At 72.0% G+C, this 20,807-nt stretch carries 18 protein-coding genes; 6 read left to right on the top strand and 12 right to left on the bottom strand.

What is annotated here, in order from left to right; genetic code table 11:
- Positions 1 to 18: 18 nt before the first annotated feature.
- The 8 genes from AB0G15_RS28800 to zwf all read right to left on the bottom strand — a co-directional run bounded on the left by AB0G15_RS28800 (position 19) and on the right by zwf (position 10,554).
- Positions 19 to 1,125 carry an RNA-guided endonuclease TnpB family protein gene (locus AB0G15_RS28800; RefSeq protein WP_362845752.1) on the bottom strand — a complete coding sequence of 369 codons (1,107 nt, stop codon included), beginning with the start codon at positions 1,123 to 1,125 and terminating at the stop codon, positions 19 to 21.
- A gap of 407 nt (positions 1,126 to 1,532) precedes the next feature.
- Positions 1,533 to 1,859, bottom strand: coding sequence for a cupin (locus AB0G15_RS28805; RefSeq protein ID WP_362845754.1), 327 nt, complete (start codon positions 1,857 to 1,859; stop codon positions 1,533 to 1,535).
- A gap of 67 nt (positions 1,860 to 1,926) precedes the next feature.
- Positions 1,927 to 2,547 (bottom strand): AAA family ATPase, encoded by a 621-nt coding sequence (locus AB0G15_RS28810; RefSeq protein ID WP_362845756.1) that lies wholly within the window; start codon positions 2,545 to 2,547, stop codon positions 1,927 to 1,929.
- A 1,302-nt stretch (positions 2,548 to 3,849) separates the two neighbouring features.
- Positions 3,850 to 5,085: a TIGR03118 family protein gene (locus AB0G15_RS28815; RefSeq protein WP_362845758.1), complete on the bottom strand. Its 1,236-nt coding sequence runs from the start codon at positions 5,083 to 5,085 to the stop codon at positions 3,850 to 3,852.
- Between the two features lie 262 nt (positions 5,086 to 5,347).
- Positions 5,348 to 5,959 carry a bifunctional 4-hydroxy-2-oxoglutarate aldolase/2-dehydro-3-deoxy-phosphogluconate aldolase gene (gene eda / locus AB0G15_RS28820; protein WP_362845760.1) on the bottom strand — a complete coding sequence of 204 codons (612 nt, stop codon included), beginning with the start codon at positions 5,957 to 5,959 and terminating at the stop codon, positions 5,348 to 5,350.
- Positions 5,956 to 6,912 (bottom strand): glucokinase, encoded by a 957-nt coding sequence (locus tag AB0G15_RS28825; RefSeq protein ID WP_362845762.1) that lies wholly within the window; start codon positions 6,910 to 6,912, stop codon positions 5,956 to 5,958. Before AB0G15_RS28825 ends, eda begins: the two co-directional genes overlap by 4 nt.
- Before the next feature lie 193 nt (positions 6,913 to 7,105).
- Entirely contained in the window at positions 7,106 to 9,001 is a 1,896-nt protein-coding gene (gene edd / locus AB0G15_RS28830; protein WP_362845764.1) for a phosphogluconate dehydratase, read from the bottom strand.
- A 77-nt stretch (positions 9,002 to 9,078) separates the two neighbouring features.
- Complete coding sequence (gene zwf, locus AB0G15_RS28835; protein WP_362845766.1) at positions 9,079 to 10,554, bottom strand: glucose-6-phosphate dehydrogenase; 1,476 nt, start codon at positions 10,552 to 10,554, stop codon at positions 9,079 to 9,081.
- 160 nt (positions 10,555 to 10,714) lie between these two features.
- Between zwf and AB0G15_RS28840 the strand changes: the two genes are divergently transcribed.
- On the top strand, positions 10,715 to 11,917 hold the full coding sequence (locus tag AB0G15_RS28840; RefSeq protein WP_362845768.1) for an ROK family transcriptional regulator: 1,203 nt from the start codon (positions 10,715 to 10,717) through the stop codon (positions 11,915 to 11,917).
- 313 nt (positions 11,918 to 12,230) lie between these two features.
- On the top strand, positions 12,231 to 12,827 hold the full coding sequence (locus tag AB0G15_RS28845; RefSeq protein ID WP_362682816.1) for a DUF1349 domain-containing protein: 597 nt from the start codon (positions 12,231 to 12,233) through the stop codon (positions 12,825 to 12,827).
- An 80-nt stretch (positions 12,828 to 12,907) separates the two neighbouring features.
- Here AB0G15_RS28845 and AB0G15_RS28850 read toward each other — a convergent pair whose 3' ends face one another.
- Positions 12,908 to 13,645, bottom strand: coding sequence for a MarR family transcriptional regulator (locus AB0G15_RS28850; protein ID WP_362845770.1), 738 nt, complete (start codon positions 13,643 to 13,645; stop codon positions 12,908 to 12,910).
- Between the two features lie 72 nt (positions 13,646 to 13,717).
- Between AB0G15_RS28850 and AB0G15_RS28855 the strand changes: the two genes are divergently transcribed.
- The 3 genes from AB0G15_RS28855 to AB0G15_RS28865 all read left to right on the top strand — a co-directional run bounded on the left by AB0G15_RS28855 (position 13,718) and on the right by AB0G15_RS28865 (position 17,073).
- Positions 13,718 to 14,887: a flavin-dependent oxidoreductase gene (locus AB0G15_RS28855; RefSeq protein ID WP_362845772.1), complete on the top strand. Its 1,170-nt coding sequence runs from the start codon at positions 13,718 to 13,720 to the stop codon at positions 14,885 to 14,887.
- A gap of 48 nt (positions 14,888 to 14,935) precedes the next feature.
- Entirely contained in the window at positions 14,936 to 15,385 is a 450-nt protein-coding gene (locus tag AB0G15_RS28860) for a DUF3237 domain-containing protein (RefSeq protein ID WP_362845774.1), read from the top strand.
- A gap of 92 nt (positions 15,386 to 15,477) precedes the next feature.
- Entirely contained in the window at positions 15,478 to 17,073 is a 1,596-nt protein-coding gene (locus AB0G15_RS28865) for a CocE/NonD family hydrolase (protein WP_362845776.1), read from the top strand.
- A 56-nt stretch (positions 17,074 to 17,129) separates the two neighbouring features.
- Here AB0G15_RS28865 and AB0G15_RS28870 read toward each other — a convergent pair whose 3' ends face one another.
- Positions 17,130 to 17,579, bottom strand: coding sequence for a carboxymuconolactone decarboxylase family protein (locus AB0G15_RS28870; protein ID WP_362845778.1), 450 nt, complete (start codon positions 17,577 to 17,579; stop codon positions 17,130 to 17,132).
- Between the two features lie 83 nt (positions 17,580 to 17,662).
- On the opposite strand from AB0G15_RS28870, the gene AB0G15_RS28875 reads away from it, so the two are divergent.
- A complete protein-coding gene (locus AB0G15_RS28875; RefSeq protein WP_362845780.1) occupies positions 17,663 to 18,547 on the top strand; it encodes a sigma-70 family RNA polymerase sigma factor in 885 nt (294 codons plus the stop codon).
- Between the two features lie 156 nt (positions 18,548 to 18,703).
- Here AB0G15_RS28875 and AB0G15_RS28880 read toward each other — a convergent pair whose 3' ends face one another.
- Complete coding sequence (locus AB0G15_RS28880) at positions 18,704 to 19,924, bottom strand: cytochrome P450 (RefSeq protein ID WP_362845782.1); 1,221 nt, start codon at positions 19,922 to 19,924, stop codon at positions 18,704 to 18,706.
- 254 nt (positions 19,925 to 20,178) lie between these two features.
- Complete coding sequence (locus AB0G15_RS28885) at positions 20,179 to 20,643, bottom strand: cupin domain-containing protein (RefSeq protein WP_362845784.1); 465 nt, start codon at positions 20,641 to 20,643, stop codon at positions 20,179 to 20,181.
- Positions 20,644 to 20,807 lie beyond the last annotated feature (164 nt).

The raw sequence follows: 20,807 nt of genomic DNA on the forward strand, positions 1-20,807 counted from the left end.
ACCAGCTCCACAGGCGTTTCACCTCTCCACCAGCCCGGCGGCGAGGATGTTCTTCGCGGCGTTGACGTCCCGGTCATGGACGGCGCCACAGGCGCACACCCAGTCCCGGACCCCCAACGGCATGGACCGCTGAATCGTGCCGCACGCCGAGCACAGCTTCGAGGAGGGAAACCACCGGTCCACGACGACCAGCTCCCGCCCATACCAGGCCGCTTTGTACTCCAGCATCGTGCGCATCTGGCGCCAGGAGGCATCCGAGATGGCGCGGGCCAGCTTGTGGTTCTTCACCAGGTTGCGCACGGCGAGGTCCTCGATCACGACCGTTTGGTTCTCACGGACGAGACGACTGGTGACCTGATGCAGGTGATCACGCCTGCGGTCGGCGATGCGGGCATGCACCCGCGCCACCTTGAGCCTGGCCTTGGCCCGGTTGGCCGAGCTTTTCTCCTTGCGGGCGAGGCCGCGCTGAGCCTTGGCCAGCTTGCGGCGGTCGGCCCCCTCATGCCGAGGGTTGACGATCTTCTCCCCGGTGGAGAGGGTCACCAACGCCGTGATCCCCGCATCCACGCCGACCACCTTGGTCGTCGGGGTGAGCGGCCGGATCGCGTCCTCACACAGGAGGGACACAAACCAGCGTCCGGAACCGTCCTTCGACACGGTCACGGTGGACGGCTCCGCACCCTCGGGCAGGGGGCGCGACCACACGATCGCCAGCGGCGCGTCCATCTTCGCCAGCGTGAGTCGACCGTCGCGGTAGGTGAACGCCGAGCGGGTGTACTCGGCGCTTGTCCGGGACTTCTTGCGGGACTTGAAGGTCGGGTACCTGGCGCGCTTGGCGAAGAAGTTCGCGAACGCCGCCTGCAGGTGCCGCAGCGCCTGCTGCAGCGGCACCGACGACACCTCGTTCAGGAACGCGAGCTCCTTGGTCTTCTTCCATGCGGTGAGTGCAGCCGAGGACTGCACGTAGGAGAGCCTACGGCTTTCGAGGGTGTAGGCGCGGGTGCGTTCTTCCAGAGCCTTGTTGTAGACCAGGCGGGCGCAGCCGAACGTGCGAGACAGCTCCGCCGCCTGCTCGTCTGTCGGGTAGAAGCGGAACTTGAACGCCCGCTTTACGATCTGCGCCACGCCTCACACGATGCCACATGAAGCCGACTGTGGATGTGTGTTCGATCCCAGACCTGCGGCACTGCGCCGTGTTTCCTCCCTGGCCTGAAGGCCGGAGTCTCCACGCTGGAGGTATTCGATGACGATAACGGCATCGAACCACGGAGTCGACAGGGACGGCAGCGGGCTGCGCAGTTTCTCCACGCCCAGCCGGTAGGTGCCGGGCTTCAGCCCGCCGAGCGGCAGTTCACCGTGGTGACCGAGGCGCCGGCGGTCTCCACCTCGAGGGATAGACGGTCCGGGTCGTCACGCCGTCGCGCGGGTGCCGGAACCCGTCCGCGCGGGACGCGACCGGCCGCCCGTGACCGCCGCGACCGCGCCCTGGCCGTCCCGCCCCGCCTTGGGAGGGGCGGGCCACGCCGGTGCCCTCAGCCGCCGATGTTGACGACGCTGGTGAGGATGACCACCGACTCCTCGTCGGCCTCCAGCGAGTGCCGCCGCTGCGGGATCGGAGCGGTCTGGCCCGCGCCGAGCGCGACGGTCCGATCCTCGTCGATGAGCCGGACCCGCCCCGACAGGACGTGCAGGCTCGCGGCCGGTGGGGCGTCGTGGTCACCGAGGACCGTCCCCGCGGTCAGCGCGATGATCGCCTGACGCAGCGTGCCCTCGTTGAGGTAGGTGTGGGCGCTGCGGCCGTGCGAGCTCGCCCTGGCGAGGGCGAGATGCTCCGCGGCGAGAGCCAGTACGTCGATCATTGGGTTCCTTCCGGTCGCTCTGAACCTGCCCTGGGCGGGCGAGGCGCAGAGCCAGGTGAAGGTAAAGTCATCCGTCCCGCCGTGCGGCGGGCCGCTCGTCGAAGCGTATGGCCCTGAGCAGGTTGGCGGCGGGACGGTCGAGGATCGTGACGCTCGCGGCCGGGGGGAACGCGCCGCCCCGGGCCCGGTCGATGATCACTCGCCAGCGGCGGCAGTGCCGGGCGAAGGTCGCGCTCGTGACGACCCGTCCGCGCGAGAGCTGTCCCTCGCGGGCCGTCCTCGGCTCCACGTCGAGCAGGATCAGGTGGACCTCGCTGCCGACCCTGCGGGCCAGCCAGGCGAACCCGTACAGGATGTGCGGCCACGTGCCGCGGGTGTGCGCGACGACGGCGTGCCCCTTCAGCAGGGCGCGGGCGATCCGCACCACGTGGGTGGTGTGCACGAGCGGGATGCGGGCTCTCGGAGGGACCGGGCCCAGGTAGCGGGCCCACCAGTTGCGGGACTGGCGCGAGTCGATGACGCGGGCCTCACCGGCGCGCACCGGTTCCCTCTCGTCGCCGCGCAGCCCGTACAACCGGTCGAGCAGGGTGCTCTTGCCCGCGCCGGGGAGCCCTGCGAGGAGCACCAGCGACCCCGCCGGGTAATGCAGATCGTCGACGGAGGACCGGCTGGCCGGTGTGGTGGCCATCACGTGCACCTCGCTGGTATGGGGAACTTCTCTCATAGTGCGTCTCGCGGCCTTCCAGTGGCGGGATCGAGTTCGCCTTCGGTCCGGCGGGCACCGGAGGGGACGAACCTGGCGAAGATCGGACCGAGGGCTACTCGTGAGGCACGTCCGGAGACGGTGGTGGACGACGGCCGGGACGGTGCGGTCCGGCGACGGCCACGGGGCGGGTCGCGGCGGGAGCGTGGCGAGGTGGGACGTCGCGCCGGAAGGCCGGGAAAACCTCGGATGCCCCGGAAAGTCGGGGGACCTTGGAGACTCCGGAAACCCGGGGGGCCTCGAAGGCTCCGGAAACCCCGGAAACCCCGGAAACCCCGGAAACCCGGGGAGTCCGGCAAGTCCGGGAAACCCCGGAGACACGGCCCCGGAGGGGCGGGCGCCGTGGTGGGGGAACGCCTGTGAGGTGGTGCCCGGAGGGGGAGGGGACTGTCAGGGGCATGCTCGCTCCTCGAATGCGCTCGGCCATTCGAGGTCTCCTTCACCCGCACCTCGCGGGCGACCGTCCGGGGACGCCACAGGGCGTCCGTATTGACCGGGCCGGTTCTTGGGAAGTACTCCCCTCGTTCGTTCAAGGTTAAAGGAAACCGGGCGGTGGCGCGGTCACCGGCGGGTGACTCTCCCGGGTGGCGTCGTGCCGGGGCGCCCGCGAGGGGAATCGGGAGTCCGGGCGGATCACCGGCCGACCGTCCTTGATCTCCGGTTCCCGGGCTCCGCTTCCAGGTCACTGCCTCCCGGGCTCCGCTTCCCGCTCACTGCTTCCCGGGCTCTGCTTCCCGGTCTCCGCTCAGCGCTCCTCGTTCCCCGGTCCGGCTCAGCGCTCCTCGTTCCCCGGTCCGGACGCGCCGCGGCGCCGGCACCCCTCCGGCGGTCCGCGCGGACCGGCCTGTCGGCTCGGCATCGCGGTCCGCCGGTACGGGGTGCCGGCGCAGCCGGAGAAACCCCCGGGCCCTGGCGCCCGGCGGTGGTCCGTCAGTGATTTTGACGCGCTCCTCGGAACGAACGGCCAAGGATTCAGCCCGTGCCGCTCTCGCGGCACCTCTGTGGCTTCCCGCTTCACCGACCTGGGCCACCGGGACGGTGGTCTTACCGGGTCTCCGCAGGCTTTCGAGCCCTCACGAGCTCCGTTTCCGCCCGTCCGGCGGTACCTGGCGCGAGCGCCTCACCGAGCGTCAATCCGCAGTGGGGGCGAATCGGCGCCTCTTGCCTCGCTACGAGGGAGAAGTCCGCTTCACCTCCGGGGTGAACATCGGAGCACTACGAACGAGTTCAGTAGCCCGAGTTGTTCGATCCCGAGTTGTTGGACCCGGAGTTGTGGGAACTCGGGTGCGAGGGGGAGGGGGAGGGGGACGCGTTGCCCGTGGGGGAGCCCGTCGAGGTGGCCGCTCCCGAAGGCCGGATCAGGCCGAGCAGGCCGTGCGTGCCGCCGTCGCTGCCCGCGCTGAACCACAGGGAGTTCGTGCCGCCGACGGTCTCGGTGCCGGGCTCCAGGTCCCACAGGCCGCCCAGGGTGATGGCCCTGCCGTCGGAGGAGCGCAGCGGGCCGAGCGGGCGGCCGTTGCGCGGGTTGTAGGCGTTGATCCGGCCGTCGCCGAAGTTGCCGACCAGCAGGGCTCCGGAGTGGGCGCCGAACCCCTTCGGGGCCAGCGTCATCGCCCAGGGGGCGTTGAGGGCTCCGCGCGCGGCGAAGCGGCCGACGAACCGGCCCGAGCCGTTGAACTGGCTGACGAACCCCTTGCCCTGCCCGGCCACCGACTTGCCGGTCTCGGGGTCGCGCTTGGCGTAGGCGACGAGGATGGAGTTGCCCACGACCTCCACGTTGAACGGCGCGTAGTCCTCCGGCAGGCCGGGGTCGCGGAACGCGCGGCGGCCGAACGAGATCCGGTCGAAGTCGCCGTCGAAGACGTGGACCCGGTTGTGGGCGAAGTCGGCGGCCAGCAGCATCGCCCCCCGGTTCGTCTCGGCGAGGGCCAGGCCCTTGAAGTCGGCGCCCTTGACGAACGCGCTGATGATCGCGTCGTCCGGGTCGGCCTCGGCGTTCCAGCCGGTGATCGCCCCGCTGGGGCTGGCGAAGATGAACGTCGCCGGTCCGGAACCGCCGGGACCCTTGACGACGAACTCCTCGCCCTTGTTGACGACCTGCCCGGTGGGCCTGCCGCCGGGGACGCGTACCTGCGTCTTCTCCTGCTTCACGGTGCCCGCGCCGCCGGAGTAGACCGTGGCCAGGCCGGTGCCCGCGGCCGAGACCCACAGGGTCTTGCCCATGGCCAGTCCCCACGGGTTGACCAGCGTGGGGTCGGTGACCGCGGCCCGTCCGCTGACGTCCGAGACCAGGTTGGTGACCGCGAAGTGGTTTCGCAGGGTCTGCCGGCCGGCTTTCTCCGGGCCGCTGCCGGCCTTGGTCTGTTTCGCTCCGGCCTGCGCCTGATGGGTTCCGGCGGACGCCGTACCGGCGACGCCCATGACCAGGACCGTGGCGCAGATCGTGACGATGCGTACTCGCATTCATGGCTCCTCTGTGAGGGAGTGCCTTTCGCCGCGAGATACGCGCGGGGTCCGTGCGCGGTTCAGTCCGTTTCGGAAAGGCCCGGACCTGGGAGGAGCCGGGAGGGCGGAAAAGGGCGGCCCGTGACCGCCGGGTGGGGCGGCCACGGGCCTGATCCCATGAGCGTCACACCGGGTCACGGCGACTCATGGCCGCGGCGCGCGCCAAGGGAGGAGAAGGCGCGCCCGCGGGGTCTCGCGAGGTCCCGCCGAGCGGTGAGGATCAGCGGAGGGCGGCCGCCTCGGTGGCCAGTTTCTCGATCCTGGCGTAGTCGCCGGTGGCGAGCGCGTCGGCCGGGGTGAGCCAGGTCCCGCCCACGCAGCCGACGTTCGGCAGCGCGAGGTAGTCGGGGGCCGTCGCGAGCTTGATGCCGCCCGTCGGGCAGAACCTGACCTGCGGCAGCGGGCCGCCGAGCGCCTTCAGGTACGGCAGGCCGCCGGCCGCCTCGGCGGGGAAGAACTTCATCTCGGTCACCCCGCGCTCGGCGAGCGCCATGACCTCCGACGCGGTCGCCACGCCGGGCAGGAACGGCACCCCGCTGACCTCCATGGCGTCGACCAGGCCCGGCGTGGTCCCCGGGCTGACCAGGAACTTGGAACCGGCCGCCACGGAGGCCGCCACGTCGGCCGGGGTGCGGATGGTGCCCGCGCCGATCACCGCCTCCGGGACCTCGGCGGCGATGCGCGCGATGGCGTCCAGGGCGGCGGGGGTGCGGAGGGTCACCTCGATGACCGGCAGGCCGCCCGCGACCAGGGCGCGGGCCAGGGGAACCGCGGTCTCCGGGTCGTCGATCACGACGACCGGGACGACCGGGGCGATGTCGAGCAGACTCATGTGAACTCCAGGGTGGACAGGCGCTGGTTCAGCCAGGCCGCCGCGCCGGTCAGGGCGGGCTGGGGGGCCACGATCAGCGCCGTGGCGATGCCGGAAAGGTAGTCGTTCAGGGTCGGGGTGGCCTCGAAGCGAAGGCGGAAGTCGCTGGAGCGGACCCGGTCCACGATACGCGGCAGCACGCCGCCGCCCAGGTAGACGCCGCCCCGCGCGCCGAGGGTGAGGGCGACGTTCCCGGCGAAGGTGCCGAGCATGGCGCAGAAGACCTCGACGGTCTCCGCGCACAGCGAGTCGTCCATCCGGGTCACGATGTCGGAGGCGGACAGCCTCGGCGCGTCGGTCCCGTGGACGAGCGCGAGCCCCCGGTGCAGGCGCGACAGGCCCGGCCCTGACAGCAGGTGCTCGGCCACCACGTGCTCCAGGCCGTCCGCGCGCAGTGCCCGGACGATCTCGTGGTCGCGCCGGTCGAGGACGGGCGCGGTGACGTGCCCTCCCTCCCCGGGGATCGGCACCCAGCCCTCGGCGGCGGGCACCAGGCCGCCCACGCCGAGACCGGTCCCGGGCCCGAGCACGGCCTTGACGCCGTGCGAGGGCTCGGGGCCGCCCAGGGAGACCAGGTCGTCTCCCCGCAGGTGCGGCAGGGACGCGGCCAGGGCCTCGAAGTCGTTGAGCAGCCAGGCGTTCGGGATGCCCAGGTCGCGTATCGACCCCGTCCACCCGGCGTTGGTGAGCCGGTAGCGGTCGCCCTTCACGGGCCCCGCGATCGCGACGCACGCGGCTCCCGGCTGAACTCCGCCCGCATGATCTGCGATATAGGCGGCTACGGCTTCGGGTAGGCCATCGTGTTCCGCGCCCGCGAGCACGGCCACCGCCTCGGGCTGTCCACCGGGCTCGGTGACCAGCCCGAACCGGGCGTTGGTGCCGCCGATGTCGGCGACGAGCCAGGGAAGGCTCACGAGATCTCCTTCGCGGGTCGTGCGGCCGTGGCGGGCCGCCCGAGGTTCACCGGCCGTACGACCTCCACGGGCCGCGTGACCGGCGTGACCCGTGCGGACGTGGGCCGCGCGAATGTGGGCCGTGCGAATGTGGGCCGTGCGAATGCGGGCCGTGCGAATCCGGATCGTGCGAAGGAGACGGTGGTGTGTTCCCTCACGCACGGATTCCGCTCTGGGCGGTCGCCAGGCGGGTGCCGTTCGCGACGGCCTCGGCGTGGCCGTTCAGGGCGAAGACGCCCGCGCCGCGCTCGGCGGGGCCCGCCGCGCGGCGGAAGGCGCCGAACAGCTCACGGCCGGTGCCCACCCACTGGGCGTCGGTGAGCGGCGCGCCCTGCACGGGCCTGGCGGCCAGTTCCGCGGCGGGGACCAGCAGCTCCAGGGTTCCGGCGGCGGCGTCGAGGCGGATCGGGTCGCCGTCCCGCACCAGCGCGATGGGACCGCCGTCGGCGGCCTCGGGCGACAGGTGGATGGCGGCCGGGACCTTGCCGGACGCGCCGGACATGCGGCCGTCGGTGACGATCGCCACCCGCTGCCCCCTGTCCAGCAGCACCGCCATCGGCGGGGTGAGCTTGTGCAGCTCGGGCATGCCGTTCGCGCTCGGCCCCTGGTAGCGGATGACCGCCACGAAGTCCTGCCCGTCCAGCTCTCCCGCGTCGAAGGCGCGCAGCAGCTCCAGCTGGTCGTCGAAGACCTTGGCCGGGGCCTCGATGACCAGGTGCTCGTCCTTGACCGCGGAGACCTTGCTGACCGCGCGTCCCAGGTTGCCGTCGAGCATGTGGATGCCGCCGTCGGCGGAGAACGCGTCGGAGACCGGGCGCAGCACGTCGAGGTCGGTGCTGCCCTCGGTGCGCTCCTCCCAGACCAGCTCGCCCTCCTTCAGCTCGGCGGCCGAGCGGTAGTGGTCCAGCCCGCGCCCGGCGACCGTCAGCACGTCGCCGTGCAGCAGCCCGGCGTCCAGCAGGTCGCCGATGAGCACCTGCATGCCGCCCGCGGCCTGGAAGTGGTTCACGTCCGCTTGGCCGTTGGGGTACATGCGGGTGAGCAGCGGCACGGCCTTCGACAGCGCGGCCAGGTCGTCCCAGAGGAGCTCGATGCCGGCCGCCGCGGCGATGGCGACGATGTGCATGGTGTGGTTGGTCGAGCCGCCGGTCGCCAGCAGTGCCACGCAGGCGTTGACGATCGCCTTCTCGTCGACGACCTCGCCGACGGGGGTGTACTCGGGGCCGTGCGCGGTCAGCTCGACCGCCCGCCTGCCCGCCGCCTTCGTCAGGGCCTCGCGCAGCTCGGTGCGCGGGTTGACGAACGTCGAGCCGGGCAGGTGCAGGCCCATGACCTCGATCATGACCTGGTTGGAGTTGGCGGTGCCGTAGAAGGTGCAGGTACCGGGGGAGTGGTACGACTTCGCCTCGGCGTCGAGCAGCTCGTCCTTGCCGACCTTGCCCTCGGCGAACAGCTGCCGGGTGCGGGCCTTGACCTTGTTGGGCAGGCCGGAGGTCATCGGACCGGCGGGGACGAAGATCGCGGGCAGGTGGCCGAAGTGCAGCGCCCCGATCAGCAGGCCTGGAACGATCTTGTCGCAGACGCCGAGCATGAGGGAGGCGTCGAACATGTCGTGCGAGAGCGCGATCGCGGTGGCCATCGCGATGACCTCGCGGCTGTAGAGCGACAGCTCCATGCCCGCCCGGCCCTGGGTGACGCCGTCGCACATCGCGGGCACGCCCCCGGCGAACTGCGCGACGCCGCCCGCCTTCCTGACGGCCGCCTTGAGGATCGCCGGGTAGGCCTCGTACGGCTGGTGCGCCGACAGCATGTCGTTGTAGCTCGACACGATCGCCACGCCCGGCTTGACGTTGGCGCGCAGGTCCCGCTTGTCGCTCTCGCCCACGGCGGCGAAGCCGTGCGCCAGGTTGGCGCAGCCCAGGCTCGCCCTGGCGGGCCCGCGCAGGCGGGCCGCCTCGGCCTCGGCGTGCAGCCGGTTCAGGTACGCGGTGCGGCTGGGGCGGCTGCGCTCGACCAGACGGTCGGTCACCTCCTGGATCACGGGATGCATCCGGCCTCCTCGGTCGTAATCTGCGTCGTCGTTTCCGGTGCGGTGGTCGTTCGGGTCCGGCTGCCCGGCTCGCGCGCTCACGCCTGCCCCTCCTCGTGCCAGACGCGGCCGCTGCGGCCGACCAGCTCGTGGGCGGAGGCGGGGCCCGCGCTGCCCGCCGGGTACGGCTCGGGCGGGGTGCCCTGGGACTCCCACTCGGCGAGGATCGGATCGATCCACCGCCAGGCGGCCTCGACCTCGTCGCGCCGCATGAACAGGGTCGGGTTGCCGGTGAGGACGTCCATGAGCAGCCGCTCGTAGGCCTCGGGCACCCGGCCGGTGAAGGTCTCGGCGAAGCTGAGGCTCAGCGGGACCGGCTTGAGCGCCACCTCGCCCGCGCCCGGCTCCTTGGCCATGATGTTCAGCTGGATGCCCTCGCTCGGCTGCAGCCGCAGCACCAGCCGGTTGGGCGTGCTGCCGGGGAAGATCGAGTGGGGCACGTCCTTGAACTGCACCACGATCTCCGAGCAGCGGTTCGGCATGCGCTTGCCCGTCCGCAGGTAGAACGGCACCCCGGCCCAGCGCCAGTTCTTCACCTCGGCGCGGATCGCGGCGAAGGTCTCCACCCGGCGGGAGTCCTCGGTGGGCGCGGTGCTGTCGGGCTCGTCGAGGTAGCCGGGCACCTGGACACCGCCGGACTCGCCCGCCGTGTACTGGCCGCGTACGGTGAAACGGTCCACCTCGCCGCCGGTGACGGCCCGCAGCGACTGGAGGACCTTGACCTTCTCGTCGCGGATCGACTCGCGGTCGTTGCGCGACGGCGGCTCCATCGCCACCAGGCACAGCAGCTGGAGCAGGTGGTTCTGCACCATGTCGCGCAGCGCGCCCGCGTGGTCGTAGTAGCCGCGGCGGCCCGGGGTGCCCACGGTCTCGGCGACGGTGATCTGGACGTGGTCGATCCAGAGGGAGTTCCAGATCGGCTCCAGGAAGGCGTTGGCGAACCGGAGCACGAGGAGGTTCTGGACCGTCTCCTTGCCGAGGTAGTGGTCGATGCGGTAGATCTGCCGCTCCTCGAAGATGGCGCCGACCTCGTCGTTGATGCGCAGCGCGCTGGCCAGGTCGCGGCCGAGGGGCTTCTCCAGCACCACCCGCGAGGCGGGGGTGACCAGGCCGGCGCGGTGCGCCTCCCGGCAGAACGGGCCGAACGTCATGGGCGGGCTGGCCAGGTAGAACACCCGGTCGCGCTGCTCGTGCCCGCCGAGCATCCCGGCGAGCCTCGCCCACCCGGTCGGGTCCTGGCCGCCGATGTCGACGGTGACGTGGTGCAGGCGGCCGAGGAAGCGCTGCCAGGTGTCGAGGTCGTCCACCGGCACCGAGCCGCGTACCTCGGCGTCCACCTTGCCGCGGAAGTCGGCGTCGTCGAGCCCGCCGCGGGACATCGCGATCACGCGGGTCTCGGGGGCGAGACGCCCGTCGCGGTCGGCGTGGTAGAGCGCGGGGAGGAGCTTCCGCATGGAGAGGTCGCCTGTGCCGCCGAAGACGATGAGGTCGGCGGGTTGCGGGGTCTCAGACATGGGGCGGCGCTCCGTAGTGATCTACCAGTAGTGATCTACCAAAATTGGGTATAGATCGGACACTAGCTAGATCTTGCGCTCTACACAAGCGGAGTTTTGTAATTTGAGATGAGAAAGTTGGAAGTTTTCATTTCCTAAGTGGGTGTGATTCACTTGGCGGATGCCTCGACGTCCCGCTGCCGCGCTGGCCACCAGCGGTGAGGTGCTGCGCCTCATCCGCTCCGGTGAGGCCGTCACCCGCGCGGACATAGGGCGTGTCACCGGTCTGTCCAGACCCGCCGTCTCCCTGCGCGTCACCGAGCTGCTGGACCGGCGCCTCGTCGTGGAGGACAGCGAGGGCCCCTCCACCGGAGGCCGCCCGCCCACCCGCCTGGCCTTCAACGCCTCCGGCGGGGTCGTCCTGGTCGGCTCCCTGGGCGCGAGCCGCGCCCAGATCGCCGTCTGCGACCTCGCGGGCGAGGTGCTGGCCAGTGCCGCCCTGTCCGTGGACGTGGAGGAGGGGCCGGACGTCGTCCTGCCCCTGGTCATGCAGACCTGGAGCGAACTGCTCGGCGACCGCCCCGCCTCCCTGGTCCGCGGGGTCGGCCTGGGCGTCCCCGCCACGGTGGAGTTCGCGGCCGGCCGCACCGAGAGCGCCCGGATCATGGCCAGCTGGACCGGCGTGGCGATCCCGCCGATCATCGCCGAGCGCTTCCCCGTCCCCGTCTTCCTCGACAACGACGTGAACGTCATCGCGATCGGCGAGCACCGCGAGATCTACGCGGGCGAGGCCGACGACCTGCTGTTCATCAAGGTCTCCACCCGGATCGGCTCCGGGGTCATCGCCGGGGGCGAGATCCTGCGGGGGGCGCTGGGCGCCGCGGGGGAGATCGGGCACATCCCGGTCCGCGACGGCGGGGGAGTCCTCTGCCGTTGCGGCAACATCGACTGCGTCGACTCCATCGCCAGCGGCACCGCGATCCTGCGCCGGCTCCGCGACCTGGGGCACGAGGTCGACACCCTGGCCGACGTGGTGAGCCTGGTCAGGGCCGGGGACGCGGAGACCATGACCGTGGTCCGCAACGCCGCCCGGATGCTCGGTGAGGTCGTCGCCAGCGCGGTCAACCTGCTCAACCCCTCGGTGGTGGTCCTCGGCGGCGACGTCGCGGAGACCTTCCAGCCGATGGTCTCGGGGGTGCGCGAGGTCATCCACCGCCGCTCGACGGCCCTGGCCACCCGCAACCTGCGCATCGAGCGCAGCCGGCTCGGCCCGAGCGCCGGGATCATCGGCTGCGCCCACATGGTCCTGGACCACATCCTGTCGCCCGAGGCCGTCGACTCCGCCGGCTGGCAGCCGCTCCGCTCCGTCCGCTCCCTCGCCTGAGCCGGCCCGGGTGACGCCGTGGCCACGTCCTCGCGGCCCGGCCGGGAAGGCGTGCGACCCGGCCGCGTGACCGTGACCGCAGATCTCAGCACGGCCGCGACGAACGGTGCTTTCACCGCCGCCGCGGAACGCGACGGCCCGGCCACCGGACCTGGCGAACTCCCGCATGCGCGACGGCCCGGCCGCCGGACCTGGCGAACTCCCGCATGATCGCGAGACTCCTGCCGGCGGGAATGGCATTCTTGGAGGAGAGCCACCCGGAATCCCGAACTCCTTCCCGGACGCGCGGCCCCACCCCCCTGGAGGAACACCCGTGAGCGAAACCGTCTCCCTGCCCGCCTTCCCCACGCCGCTGCGCTGGCTGAACCGGCCCGAGGACTGGAGCGCCGACGGCGACACGCTCTCCATCGTCGCGGGAGCGGGCACCGACCTCTTCTTCGATCCCGGGGAGCCGAACCGCTACGCCAACGCTCCCGCCCTCGTGGGCCGTCTGGACGGCGACTTCACGCTCAGCGCGCGGGTCAGGCTCGACCTGCTGTCCACCTACGACGCGGCCGCGCTGCTGCTGTACGCCGGCGACGACCGGTGGGCCAAGTGCGGCCTCGAACTCTCCCCGCAGGGCAGGCCGACGATCGTCTCGGTGGTCACCCGCGGGGTGTCCGACGACTGCAACTCCGTGACCATGGAGGGCCGGGACATCCGGCTGCGCATGTCCCGCCTCGGCTCCGCCTTCGCCTTCCACGTCGCCGACGAGTCCGGGTTCTGGAACCTCATCAGATACTTCGCGCTCGACGGGGACCCGGAGGTCGGCTTCCTGGCGCAGAGCCCCACCGGCGAGGGCAGCACCGTGCGCTTCGAGAACATCGAGTACTCGCCCAAGCGCCTGTCCGACCTGCGCGGCGGGGAGTAGCCCGCCCCCCCGCCGGGCCGGGCGCGCGGTGCGGCAGAAGCTGTGCGGCGGAAGCTGTGCGAAGTGCCGGCCGGGCGAGCTTACGGAGTGCCGGCCGGGCGGGCGGTGAGGATGCGGGCGAGCAGGCCGCTGAGATCGGCCCGCTCGCGCGCGTTCAGGGGGGAGAACCACTCCTGCTCCCTGCGGGCCTGCTCGGCGAACGCCTCGCGGACGGCGGCCTCCCCCTTGCCGGACAGCGCGACCACCACCGCGCGCCTGTCTCCGGGCATCGGGCGACGCTCGACCAGGGCGTCGCGCTCCAGGGTGTTGACCACGTTCGTCACCGCCGAGCGGGACATGGCGGAGATCTCGGCGAGCCGGGCGGGCTGGGTCGGCCCGAGAATCCAGAGCTTGAACATCAGCCGGAAACCGGGCAGCGTCCAGCCGCGCGGGCGGTGGATCCGTGTCTCCAGGTCCGTCACCAGCAGGTAGGCCAGCTGCAGCAGGTTGTAGGCGAGCTCGAACCCCTCCGGGTCGGCGGGCGGCGGCATGCCGGCCAGGCGTTCCCGCGCGTACGCGGCATACCGGAGATCCGCCCTGCCCGCCGGCCCCACCCGCGGGATCCCGCCGTCCTCGGCCCGCGGCATCCCGCCGTCGTCGGCCGTGCTCGGCCTGCCCCCGGCCGTGCTCGGCCTGCCCCCGGCCGTGCTCGGCCTGCCCCCGGCCCCGCTGGGCGCCGCGGCCCCTCTCCGGTCCGCGGCCCTTGTCCGGTCTCCGGCGCGATGGCCGGAACCCGGGCGCGCCGGTCCCTCGCCTGCGGGCTCCGCTGATGGTTCCACCGCACAAGTCTTGCGTAGGAGTGCCCTCACCGTGAATATTGTTATGGCCATAACAGTTGACGGGAGGCGCCCGTGGACATCGTCATCGCCGGTGGCGGTATCGGCGGCCTCGCCACCGCGCTCAGCCTGCACGCGGCGGGCTTCGAGAACCTCACCGTCCACGAGGCCGCCCGCGAGATCCGCCCCCTGGGCGTGGGCATCAACCTGCTGCCCCACGCCGTACGGGAACTGACGGAGCTCGGTCTCGCCGACCGGCTGGCGGCGATCGGCGTCGCCACCGCCGAACTCGCCTACTTCGACCGGTACGGCTCCGCGATCTGGTCCGAGCCGCGAGGCGTCGACGCGGGATACAGGTGGCCGCAGTACTCCGTCCACCGGGGACGGCTGCAGATGATGCTGCTGGACGCCGTGACCGAGCGGCTCGGCCCACGGTCGGTCGTGACCGGCAGCCGCGTCACCGGCCCGGGCACCGAAGACCTGCTGATCGGGGCGGACGGCATCCACTCGGCGATCCGCGCGCGCCTGTTCCCCGGCGAGGGTCCCCCTCCGTGGAACGGGCTGATCCTGTGGCGCGGCACGACGTACGGCGCGCCGTTCCTGACCGGACGGTCCATGATCATGATCGGTGACGGGACGCAGAAGTTCGTGGCCTACCCGATCGAGACCGGCGAGCGGACACTGATCAACTGGATCGCCGAGAAGCCCTCCGGCGGCACGGCCTCCGGCCGGGGCGACTGGAACCGGCCGGCGGACCTCGCCGAGGTCGAGAAGCACTTCGCGGACTGGCGGTTCGACTGGCTGGACGTGCCGGGGATCATCGCCGGAGCCGAGACGGCCTACGAGTATCCGATGGTGGACCGCGACCCGCTGCCGCACTGGACCGAGGGGAACGCCACGCTGCTGGGCGACGCCGCCCACGCGATGTACCCGATCGGTTCCAACGGCGCCTCCCAGGCGATCATCGACGCCCGGGTGCTGGCCCACTCCCTCGCGCACGGCGACCTGGCGGCGTACGAGGCCGTGCGGCGGCCCGCCACGACCACCCTGCAGCTGTCCAACCGGCGGATGGGCCCCGAGATCGTGATGAAACTCGCCCACGAGCGCGCGCCCGGCGGGTTCGACGACATCGAACAGGTCATCCCCTACGCGGAGCGGGCCGAGATCGCCGCCTCCTACAAGCGCACGGCGGGGTTCGACCCGGCCTCGCTGAACGGGTCCCCGTCCTGGAGCGTCGTCCGTTGACATCCTCCCCGCGGCCGAAGCCCGGGGTCTCCACGCTGGAGGTATCCGATGGACCTCGAACACCTCGCCACGTTCACCGTGATGCTGGACCCGATCCTCGAACTCGGCGGCACCCACTGGGGCCGGCGACGGGTGATCAACATCGTGGGCGGATCGTTCGAGGGCCCGAGGTTCTCCGGCGTCGTCCTGCCCGGCGGGGCCGACTGGCAGGTCGTGCACGCCGACGGCATGGCCAGTGTCGACACCCGTTACACCCTGCGCACCCACGACGGCGCGCACCTCTACCTGTCCACCTCCGGCGTGCGGCACGGCCCCGCCGAGGTCATGGCCCGCCTCGCCCAGGGTGAGCCGGTGGACCCGTCGGAGTACTACTTCCGGCTGTTCTGCCGTTTCGAGACCGGTGACGAGCGCTACCTGTGGCTCAACCGCACCCTCGCCGTGGGAAAGGCGGGCCGGCTGCCCGACGCCGTCCGCTACGACGCCTACACCCTGACCTGACCTTCCCCGAACCGGACCACCGCGCTCCGGGCGCTCACACCACGGCCCCGGCGTGACCCCCGCGGTCCGGCGGACGACCCAAGGAACTCGCGATGCCGAAGCTGAACCGCCTCCCGCTCCCCATCGTCGCCGAGCACGACACCCCGATGCCGGTGCGCGACGGCACGATCCTGCGCGGCGACGTCTACCGCCCCGCCTCGGACGGGCCGTTCCCGGCCCTGCTCGTCCGCACGCCGTACGGCGAGGGCTCGTTCCCGATGGCGCCGACGATGCCCGCGCTGGAGGCCGGTTTCGCGGTGGTGCTCCAGCACTGCCGGGGGCGCGGAAGCAGCGACGGGGAGTTCCGGCCGTGGCTGGACGAGGGCGACGACGGCTACGACACCATCGAGTGGATCACCTCCCAGCCGTGGTCGGACGGCGAGGTCGTGGCCTTCGGGGTGTCCTATCTCGCCGGATGCGCGCTCCAGGCCGCCGCGACGCGCCCGCCGGGGCTCAAGGCCGTGGTCGCCTCGATGACCCCGCACGACTTCCACGACGGGCTGAAGTACCACGGCGGGGCCCTCGCGCTCGGCTCGGCGCTGAACTGGGGCCTGCTGCAGGCGATGCTCGGCCTGATGCACGGGATGGAGGCCGGTGAGGACGTGGGCGCCGGCCTCGGCGCGCTCCTGCCCGTGCTGGGCGACCAGGCCACCGCCGTGCGAACGCTGCCGCTGCGCGACATCCCCGGGGTGCCGTGGTGGAGCGACTGGATCTCGCACCCGACCCGCGACGCCTACTGGGAGGGACTGGCCGAGACCCTGCGGCACGACCGGATCGAGGTGCCCGTGATGCACGTCGCGGGCTGGTTCGACCTGTTCCTCGCCGGAACCCTGGAGAACCACCGGCGGCTGGGCGGCCCGCTGGTCATCGGCCCCTGGTCGCACGGTTCCGGCGCGACGGGCACCGGCCACCTGGACTTCGGGTTCGCCGCCTCGGCGCAGGCGGCCATGCTGCCGCAGCGGCAGATGGACTTTCTGCGGGGCAGGGACACCGGCCCGGCCGTGAAGATCTTCGTCATGGGCGACAATGTCTGGCGGGACGAGGAGGAGTGGCCACTGACCCGCGCGGTCGGCACCCGCTACCACCTGCACACCGGCGGCCTGCTCTCCGCCGAGCCCCCCTCGGACGCCGCGCCGTCCACCTTCACCTTCGACCCCCGCGATCCCGTGCCCACGACCGGTGGCCCCCTCCTGCTTCCCGACGTGACGAACATCGGCCCCCAGGACCAGCGCGACGTCGAGCTCCGCCCCGACGTGCTCTGCTTCACCACCGAGACGCTCGCCTCCGACGTCGAGGTGACCGGCCCCCTCTCCGTCACCCTGCACGCCGAGACCTCGGCGCTCTCCACCGACTGGACGGCCAAGCTCGTCGACGTCCACCCCGGCGGCCGGGCGATGAGCGTGACCGACGGCATCGTGCGGACCTCCGTCCCGTCCGGGGTGCACGAGATCGACCTCGTCGCCACCAGCCAGGTCTTCAAGGCCGGCCACCGCATCCGCGTCGAGATCTCCAGCTCCAACTTCCCCCGCTTCGACCGCAACCCCGGCAACGGCCGGACCTCCGCCGACTCCACCGAGGCCGACCTGGTCGTCCAGCACCAGACCGTCTTCCCCGACTCCTACGTCACCCTGCCGATCGTCCCCAGGTAACGGGTCCCGGGCCGGACGGCCGTCCAGGACCGTTCCGGCGGCGTGGTGGTGGGCGCTCACCAGGTCTTGCCGGCCTGTTCCCGGATCGTGCGGTTGATCCGGTTGAAGAAGTTGGTCAGCGCGATCTCCAGGTTGAGCGCGGACAGCTGCTCGTCGTCGAAGTGGGCGACGGCGGCGTCCCAGATCTCGTCGGTCACACCCGGCGCGCCGTCCTGGATCCGGGTGGCGGCCTCGGCCAGCGCGAGCGCCGCCCGCTCCGCCTCGGTGAAGAACGGCGTATCGCGCCAGGCGGCCACGTTGTGCAGCCGCTCGTCGGTCTCCCCGTGCTTCCTGGCCGCCGTGACCCCGGCGAAGACGCACGGGCTGCAGCCGTTGATCTGGCTGGCGCGCACGTGGACCAGCCCGAGCAGGCGCGGGTCGACGCCACCGGCGTGAATCGCCTTGTAGAGGTGCTGGATCGCCGTCATCACGTCGGCGTTCGCCCGGCTCTTCATGCGTGCTTCCATCGGTCTTGCTCCTTCATCGGTTACCTGTGCCCTTCCGGGCCCGTCATGACCTATGACGGAGCGGATCCGAGGAAGGTAACAACATGTCCGACACCAGCCCGGCGGACCCGGTGGGCGAGGCGTTCGAGGCCCAGCGCGACCGGCTGCGCGCGGTCGCCCACCGCATGCTCGGCTCGCACGCCGACGCCGAGGACGTGGTCCAGGAGGCCTGGCTGCGGCTCTCCCGCCAGGACACGGCGACCATCCACAACCTCGCCGGCTGGCTGACCACGGTGGTCGGCCGGATCAGTCTCGACGTCCTGCGATCACGCCAGGCCCGCCCCGAGGCCTCCTACGACGACCGGCTGCCCGAACTCGTCGTGACGGCCGACGACGGCCCCGCGCCGGAGGACGACGCGGCGCTCGCCGACTCGGTCGGGCTCGCGCTCCTGGTCGTCCTGGAGTCGCTCGGACCGAGCGAGCGGCTGGCGTTCGTGCTGCACGACCTGTTCGCGGTGCCGTTCGACGAGATCGGCCAGATCCTCGGCAGGTCCACCGACGCCACCAAGATGCTCGCCAGCCGTGCCCGCAGGAAGGTGCGGGCGACCGAGCGGCCGGCGGCCGCCGGACGGGAGCAGCGACAGGTCGTCCAGGCCTTCCTGGCGGCGGCTCGCCGGGGCGACTTCGAGGGGTTGCTGCGCGTGCTCGATCCGGAGGTGAGGCTGACCGTCGACACCCCCGGCGGTGTGGTCGTCGTCCTCGGCGCCACCAAGGTCGCCGCCGGCGCGACCGCGCGAGTCGCCGCCGGAGCGGCCGCGCGAGGGCGGGCGGTGCTCGTCGACGGCCTCCCCGGGTTCGTCTCCTGGCGCGAGGACGGGACTCCGCTCTCGGTCATGGCGTTCACCGTCGCCGACGGCCGGATCGTCGCCATCGCGACCGTGATCGACCCGGTCAGGCTCGCGTCGGCGGACCTGCCGGATCCGGAGTGAGTCACGGCCTGCCGGATCCGGGGTGGGTCACTGCCGGGCATGAGATCGCGGCATCGCGGGCCACCCGCGCCTTCGGCTGCGCGAAACCGTCTTGCGGAGCCGGTCGCGGTCCCGCCGCGGCCGAGATCGATCGGTCACCGGCGCCCGCGGTCACCGTCACGCACGTTCGCCGGTCGTGACGCGCATGGCGACCGGCCGGAGGGTCAGGCCGTCGGTCCAGGTCACCGACTCGGGCGGGCCGGCCAGGCGGAGGCCGGGCCGCCGGGTGACCAGGGCCCTGATCGCCTCGGTGAGCTCGACCCTCGCGAGGCTGGCGGCCAGGCAGCGGTGCGGGCCGTAACCGAACGCCACGTGCGGGTTGGGGGGATGCTCGGTGAAGCGGTGGATGTCGAACCGGCCGGGATCGGGAAAGGCCCGCGGGTCGTGGTTGGCCGCGTTCAGGTTCGGCATGACGACCGTCCCCGCGCGAAGACAGCCACCGGGGAGGTCGGTGTCCCTGGTGATCCGGCGCATGAAGGCGCTGGCGGGCGGCCCGTCGAAACGCAGGATCTCCTCGACGGCGGTGGCCGCCAGGGCCGGGTCCGCGACCAGTTCGGCCCACTGGCCGGGGTGCAGGAGCAGCCGGAAGACACCCCGGCCGATCATCGAGGCCGTCGTCTCGTGCCCGGCCGTGATGAGGGAGAAGACGGTGTTGACCAGCTCGCCCTCCGACAGCCGGTCGTCCTCGTCCCTGGCCTGGATGAGCAGGTCGATGAGGTCTCCGCCGGGCTCCGCGCGGTGCTGGGCGACCAGTTCGGCGGCGTAGGCCATGAAGTCGGTGTAGCCCTCGTAGCGCGCCCGCTCGTCCGCCGTGGAGGTGGTCAGGAACATGTCCGTCCACCGGACGAACCGCTCGTAGTGGTCCATCGGCACGCCGAGCATCTCGCAGATGACACGGCCCGGCAGCTGCAGCGCGTACCCCTCGACCAGATCGAAGTCGTCGCCCAGGCCGTCGAGGAGCTCTTGGGCGATCTTCGCGATGCGGGGGCGCCACGGTTCGATCTGGCGCGGGGTGAAGGTGCCGTGCATGATCCGGCGGTAGCGGGTGTGCTCCGGCGGGTCCTGGTTGATCAGCGCGTCGGGGTCGTCGTCGATGCCGATGCCGCTCACCAGCCGCGGCAACCCCGGCAGGTGCAGATTGCGGCTGGAGGCGGGCGAGGCCAGCAGGGCGCGGACGTCCTCGTACCTGACGGCCACCGGGACGCGGTCGCCGCTGGGCATGGCCGCCGGCTCCAGCGGCCCCGACTCGTGCCTGCGGGCGAACTCCGGCGGCGGCGTGGCGAGCGGTCCCGGCACGATGTCCGGCCAGGCCCCGTCCGGATCCAGCTCGGCGGTCATGGCAACCCCTTCCGGTCCGGGGCGCCCGTGAGACGGCCCACGCGGAACGTACGAAATGCCGTGCCGCCCGTCAACAGGCGAATCGGTCCCGCTCGGGTCCGCCGCCGCCCGGGTTCGTCGCTCCCCGTATCCGCTCGCCGGTGAGACCGAGCCGTCACGCCCGGCCGTGCCGGTCCAACGCGGCCCAACGCGGCCCAACGCGGCCCAGCGCGGCCCAACGCGGCCCAACGTCCGCCCGATACCCGCCCGACGGCCTACCTCGGCGGGTCGTCGACCTTGATCTTGTCTCCCGTGTCGGAGATGAAGACGACCAGCAGCTTCGCCGGTCGTGTCCGGCTGGGGTTCTCCGCGAGCACATGGTGGGCGCCCGGCGACTCGACCCAGTTCTCGCCCTGGCGGTACGTGCGCACCGGCTCGCCACCCAACTGGCTGCGCACGGTGCCCTCGAGCACGTAGGCGTAGACGAAGGCCCTGCCGTGCCGATGCGGCGCCGCGCGCGCGGTGGGCGGGAAGTCCACGATCGCCGAGGTGAACGTCTTGCCCTTGACATTCGGAAGCGCCTGTTCCAGAAGAGGCGACAGCTTGTCGGACGGCGGCTGCGAAACCACGGCGGCGACGGGCGTCTCGCCGGTCGCGCGCTCCACCGTGGGAGCGTACGCGGCGGCCGCGGCCACCATGCCGCCGACGAGAAAGCCACCGGCAATCCGTACCCGGATCATGACAGCCCTCCTGCCCTGCCTGGACCTTCGGGGCGCACGGGAATCGCGAGGTGTCTCGGCTTCCGCCCGAGAGGTCCGCGTTGTCGCTGGAGTGTCGTGTCCAGCGGTATTTCGATGTCTAACACGAGCGGATTCAAGCCTTGGCGACGGCCTGCTCAAGTTCC

It is taken from the genome of Streptosporangium sp. NPDC023825 (assembly GCF_040639575.1).
GTDB lineage: Bacteria > Actinomycetota > Actinomycetes > Streptosporangiales > Streptosporangiaceae > Streptosporangium.

Excerpts from the sequence above, each read along its gene's own strand:
- AB0G15_RS28805 (WP_362845754.1), bottom strand. The coding sequence starts at position 1,859 with ATGATCGACGTACTGGCTCTCGCCGCGGAGCATCTCGCCCTCGCCAGG.
- AB0G15_RS28810 (WP_362845756.1), bottom strand. The coding sequence starts at position 2,547 with ATGGCCACCACACCGGCCAGCCGGTCCTCCGTCGACGATCTGCATTAC.
- AB0G15_RS28815 (WP_362845758.1), bottom strand. The coding sequence starts at position 5,085 with ATGCGAGTACGCATCGTCACGATCTGCGCCACGGTCCTGGTCATGGGC.
- eda (WP_362845760.1), bottom strand. The coding sequence starts at position 5,959 with ATGAGTCTGCTCGACATCGCCCCGGTCGTCCCGGTCGTCGTGATCGAC.
- edd (WP_362845764.1), bottom strand. The coding sequence starts at position 9,001 with ATGCATCCCGTGATCCAGGAGGTGACCGACCGTCTGGTCGAGCGCAGC.
- zwf (WP_362845766.1), bottom strand. The coding sequence starts at position 10,554 with ATGTCTGAGACCCCGCAACCCGCCGACCTCATCGTCTTCGGCGGCACA.
- AB0G15_RS28840 (WP_362845768.1), top strand. The coding sequence starts at position 10,715 with ATGCCTCGACGTCCCGCTGCCGCGCTGGCCACCAGCGGTGAGGTGCTG.
- AB0G15_RS28860 (WP_362845774.1), top strand. The coding sequence starts at position 14,936 with ATGGACCTCGAACACCTCGCCACGTTCACCGTGATGCTGGACCCGATC.
- AB0G15_RS28865 (WP_362845776.1), top strand. The coding sequence starts at position 15,478 with ATGCCGAAGCTGAACCGCCTCCCGCTCCCCATCGTCGCCGAGCACGAC.
- AB0G15_RS28870 (WP_362845778.1), bottom strand. The coding sequence starts at position 17,579 with ATGGAAGCACGCATGAAGAGCCGGGCGAACGCCGACGTGATGACGGCG.
- AB0G15_RS28875 (WP_362845780.1), top strand. The coding sequence starts at position 17,663 with ATGTCCGACACCAGCCCGGCGGACCCGGTGGGCGAGGCGTTCGAGGCC.
- AB0G15_RS28880 (WP_362845782.1), bottom strand. The coding sequence starts at position 19,924 with ATGACCGCCGAGCTGGATCCGGACGGGGCCTGGCCGGACATCGTGCCG.
- AB0G15_RS28885 (WP_362845784.1), bottom strand. The coding sequence starts at position 20,643 with ATGATCCGGGTACGGATTGCCGGTGGCTTTCTCGTCGGCGGCATGGTG.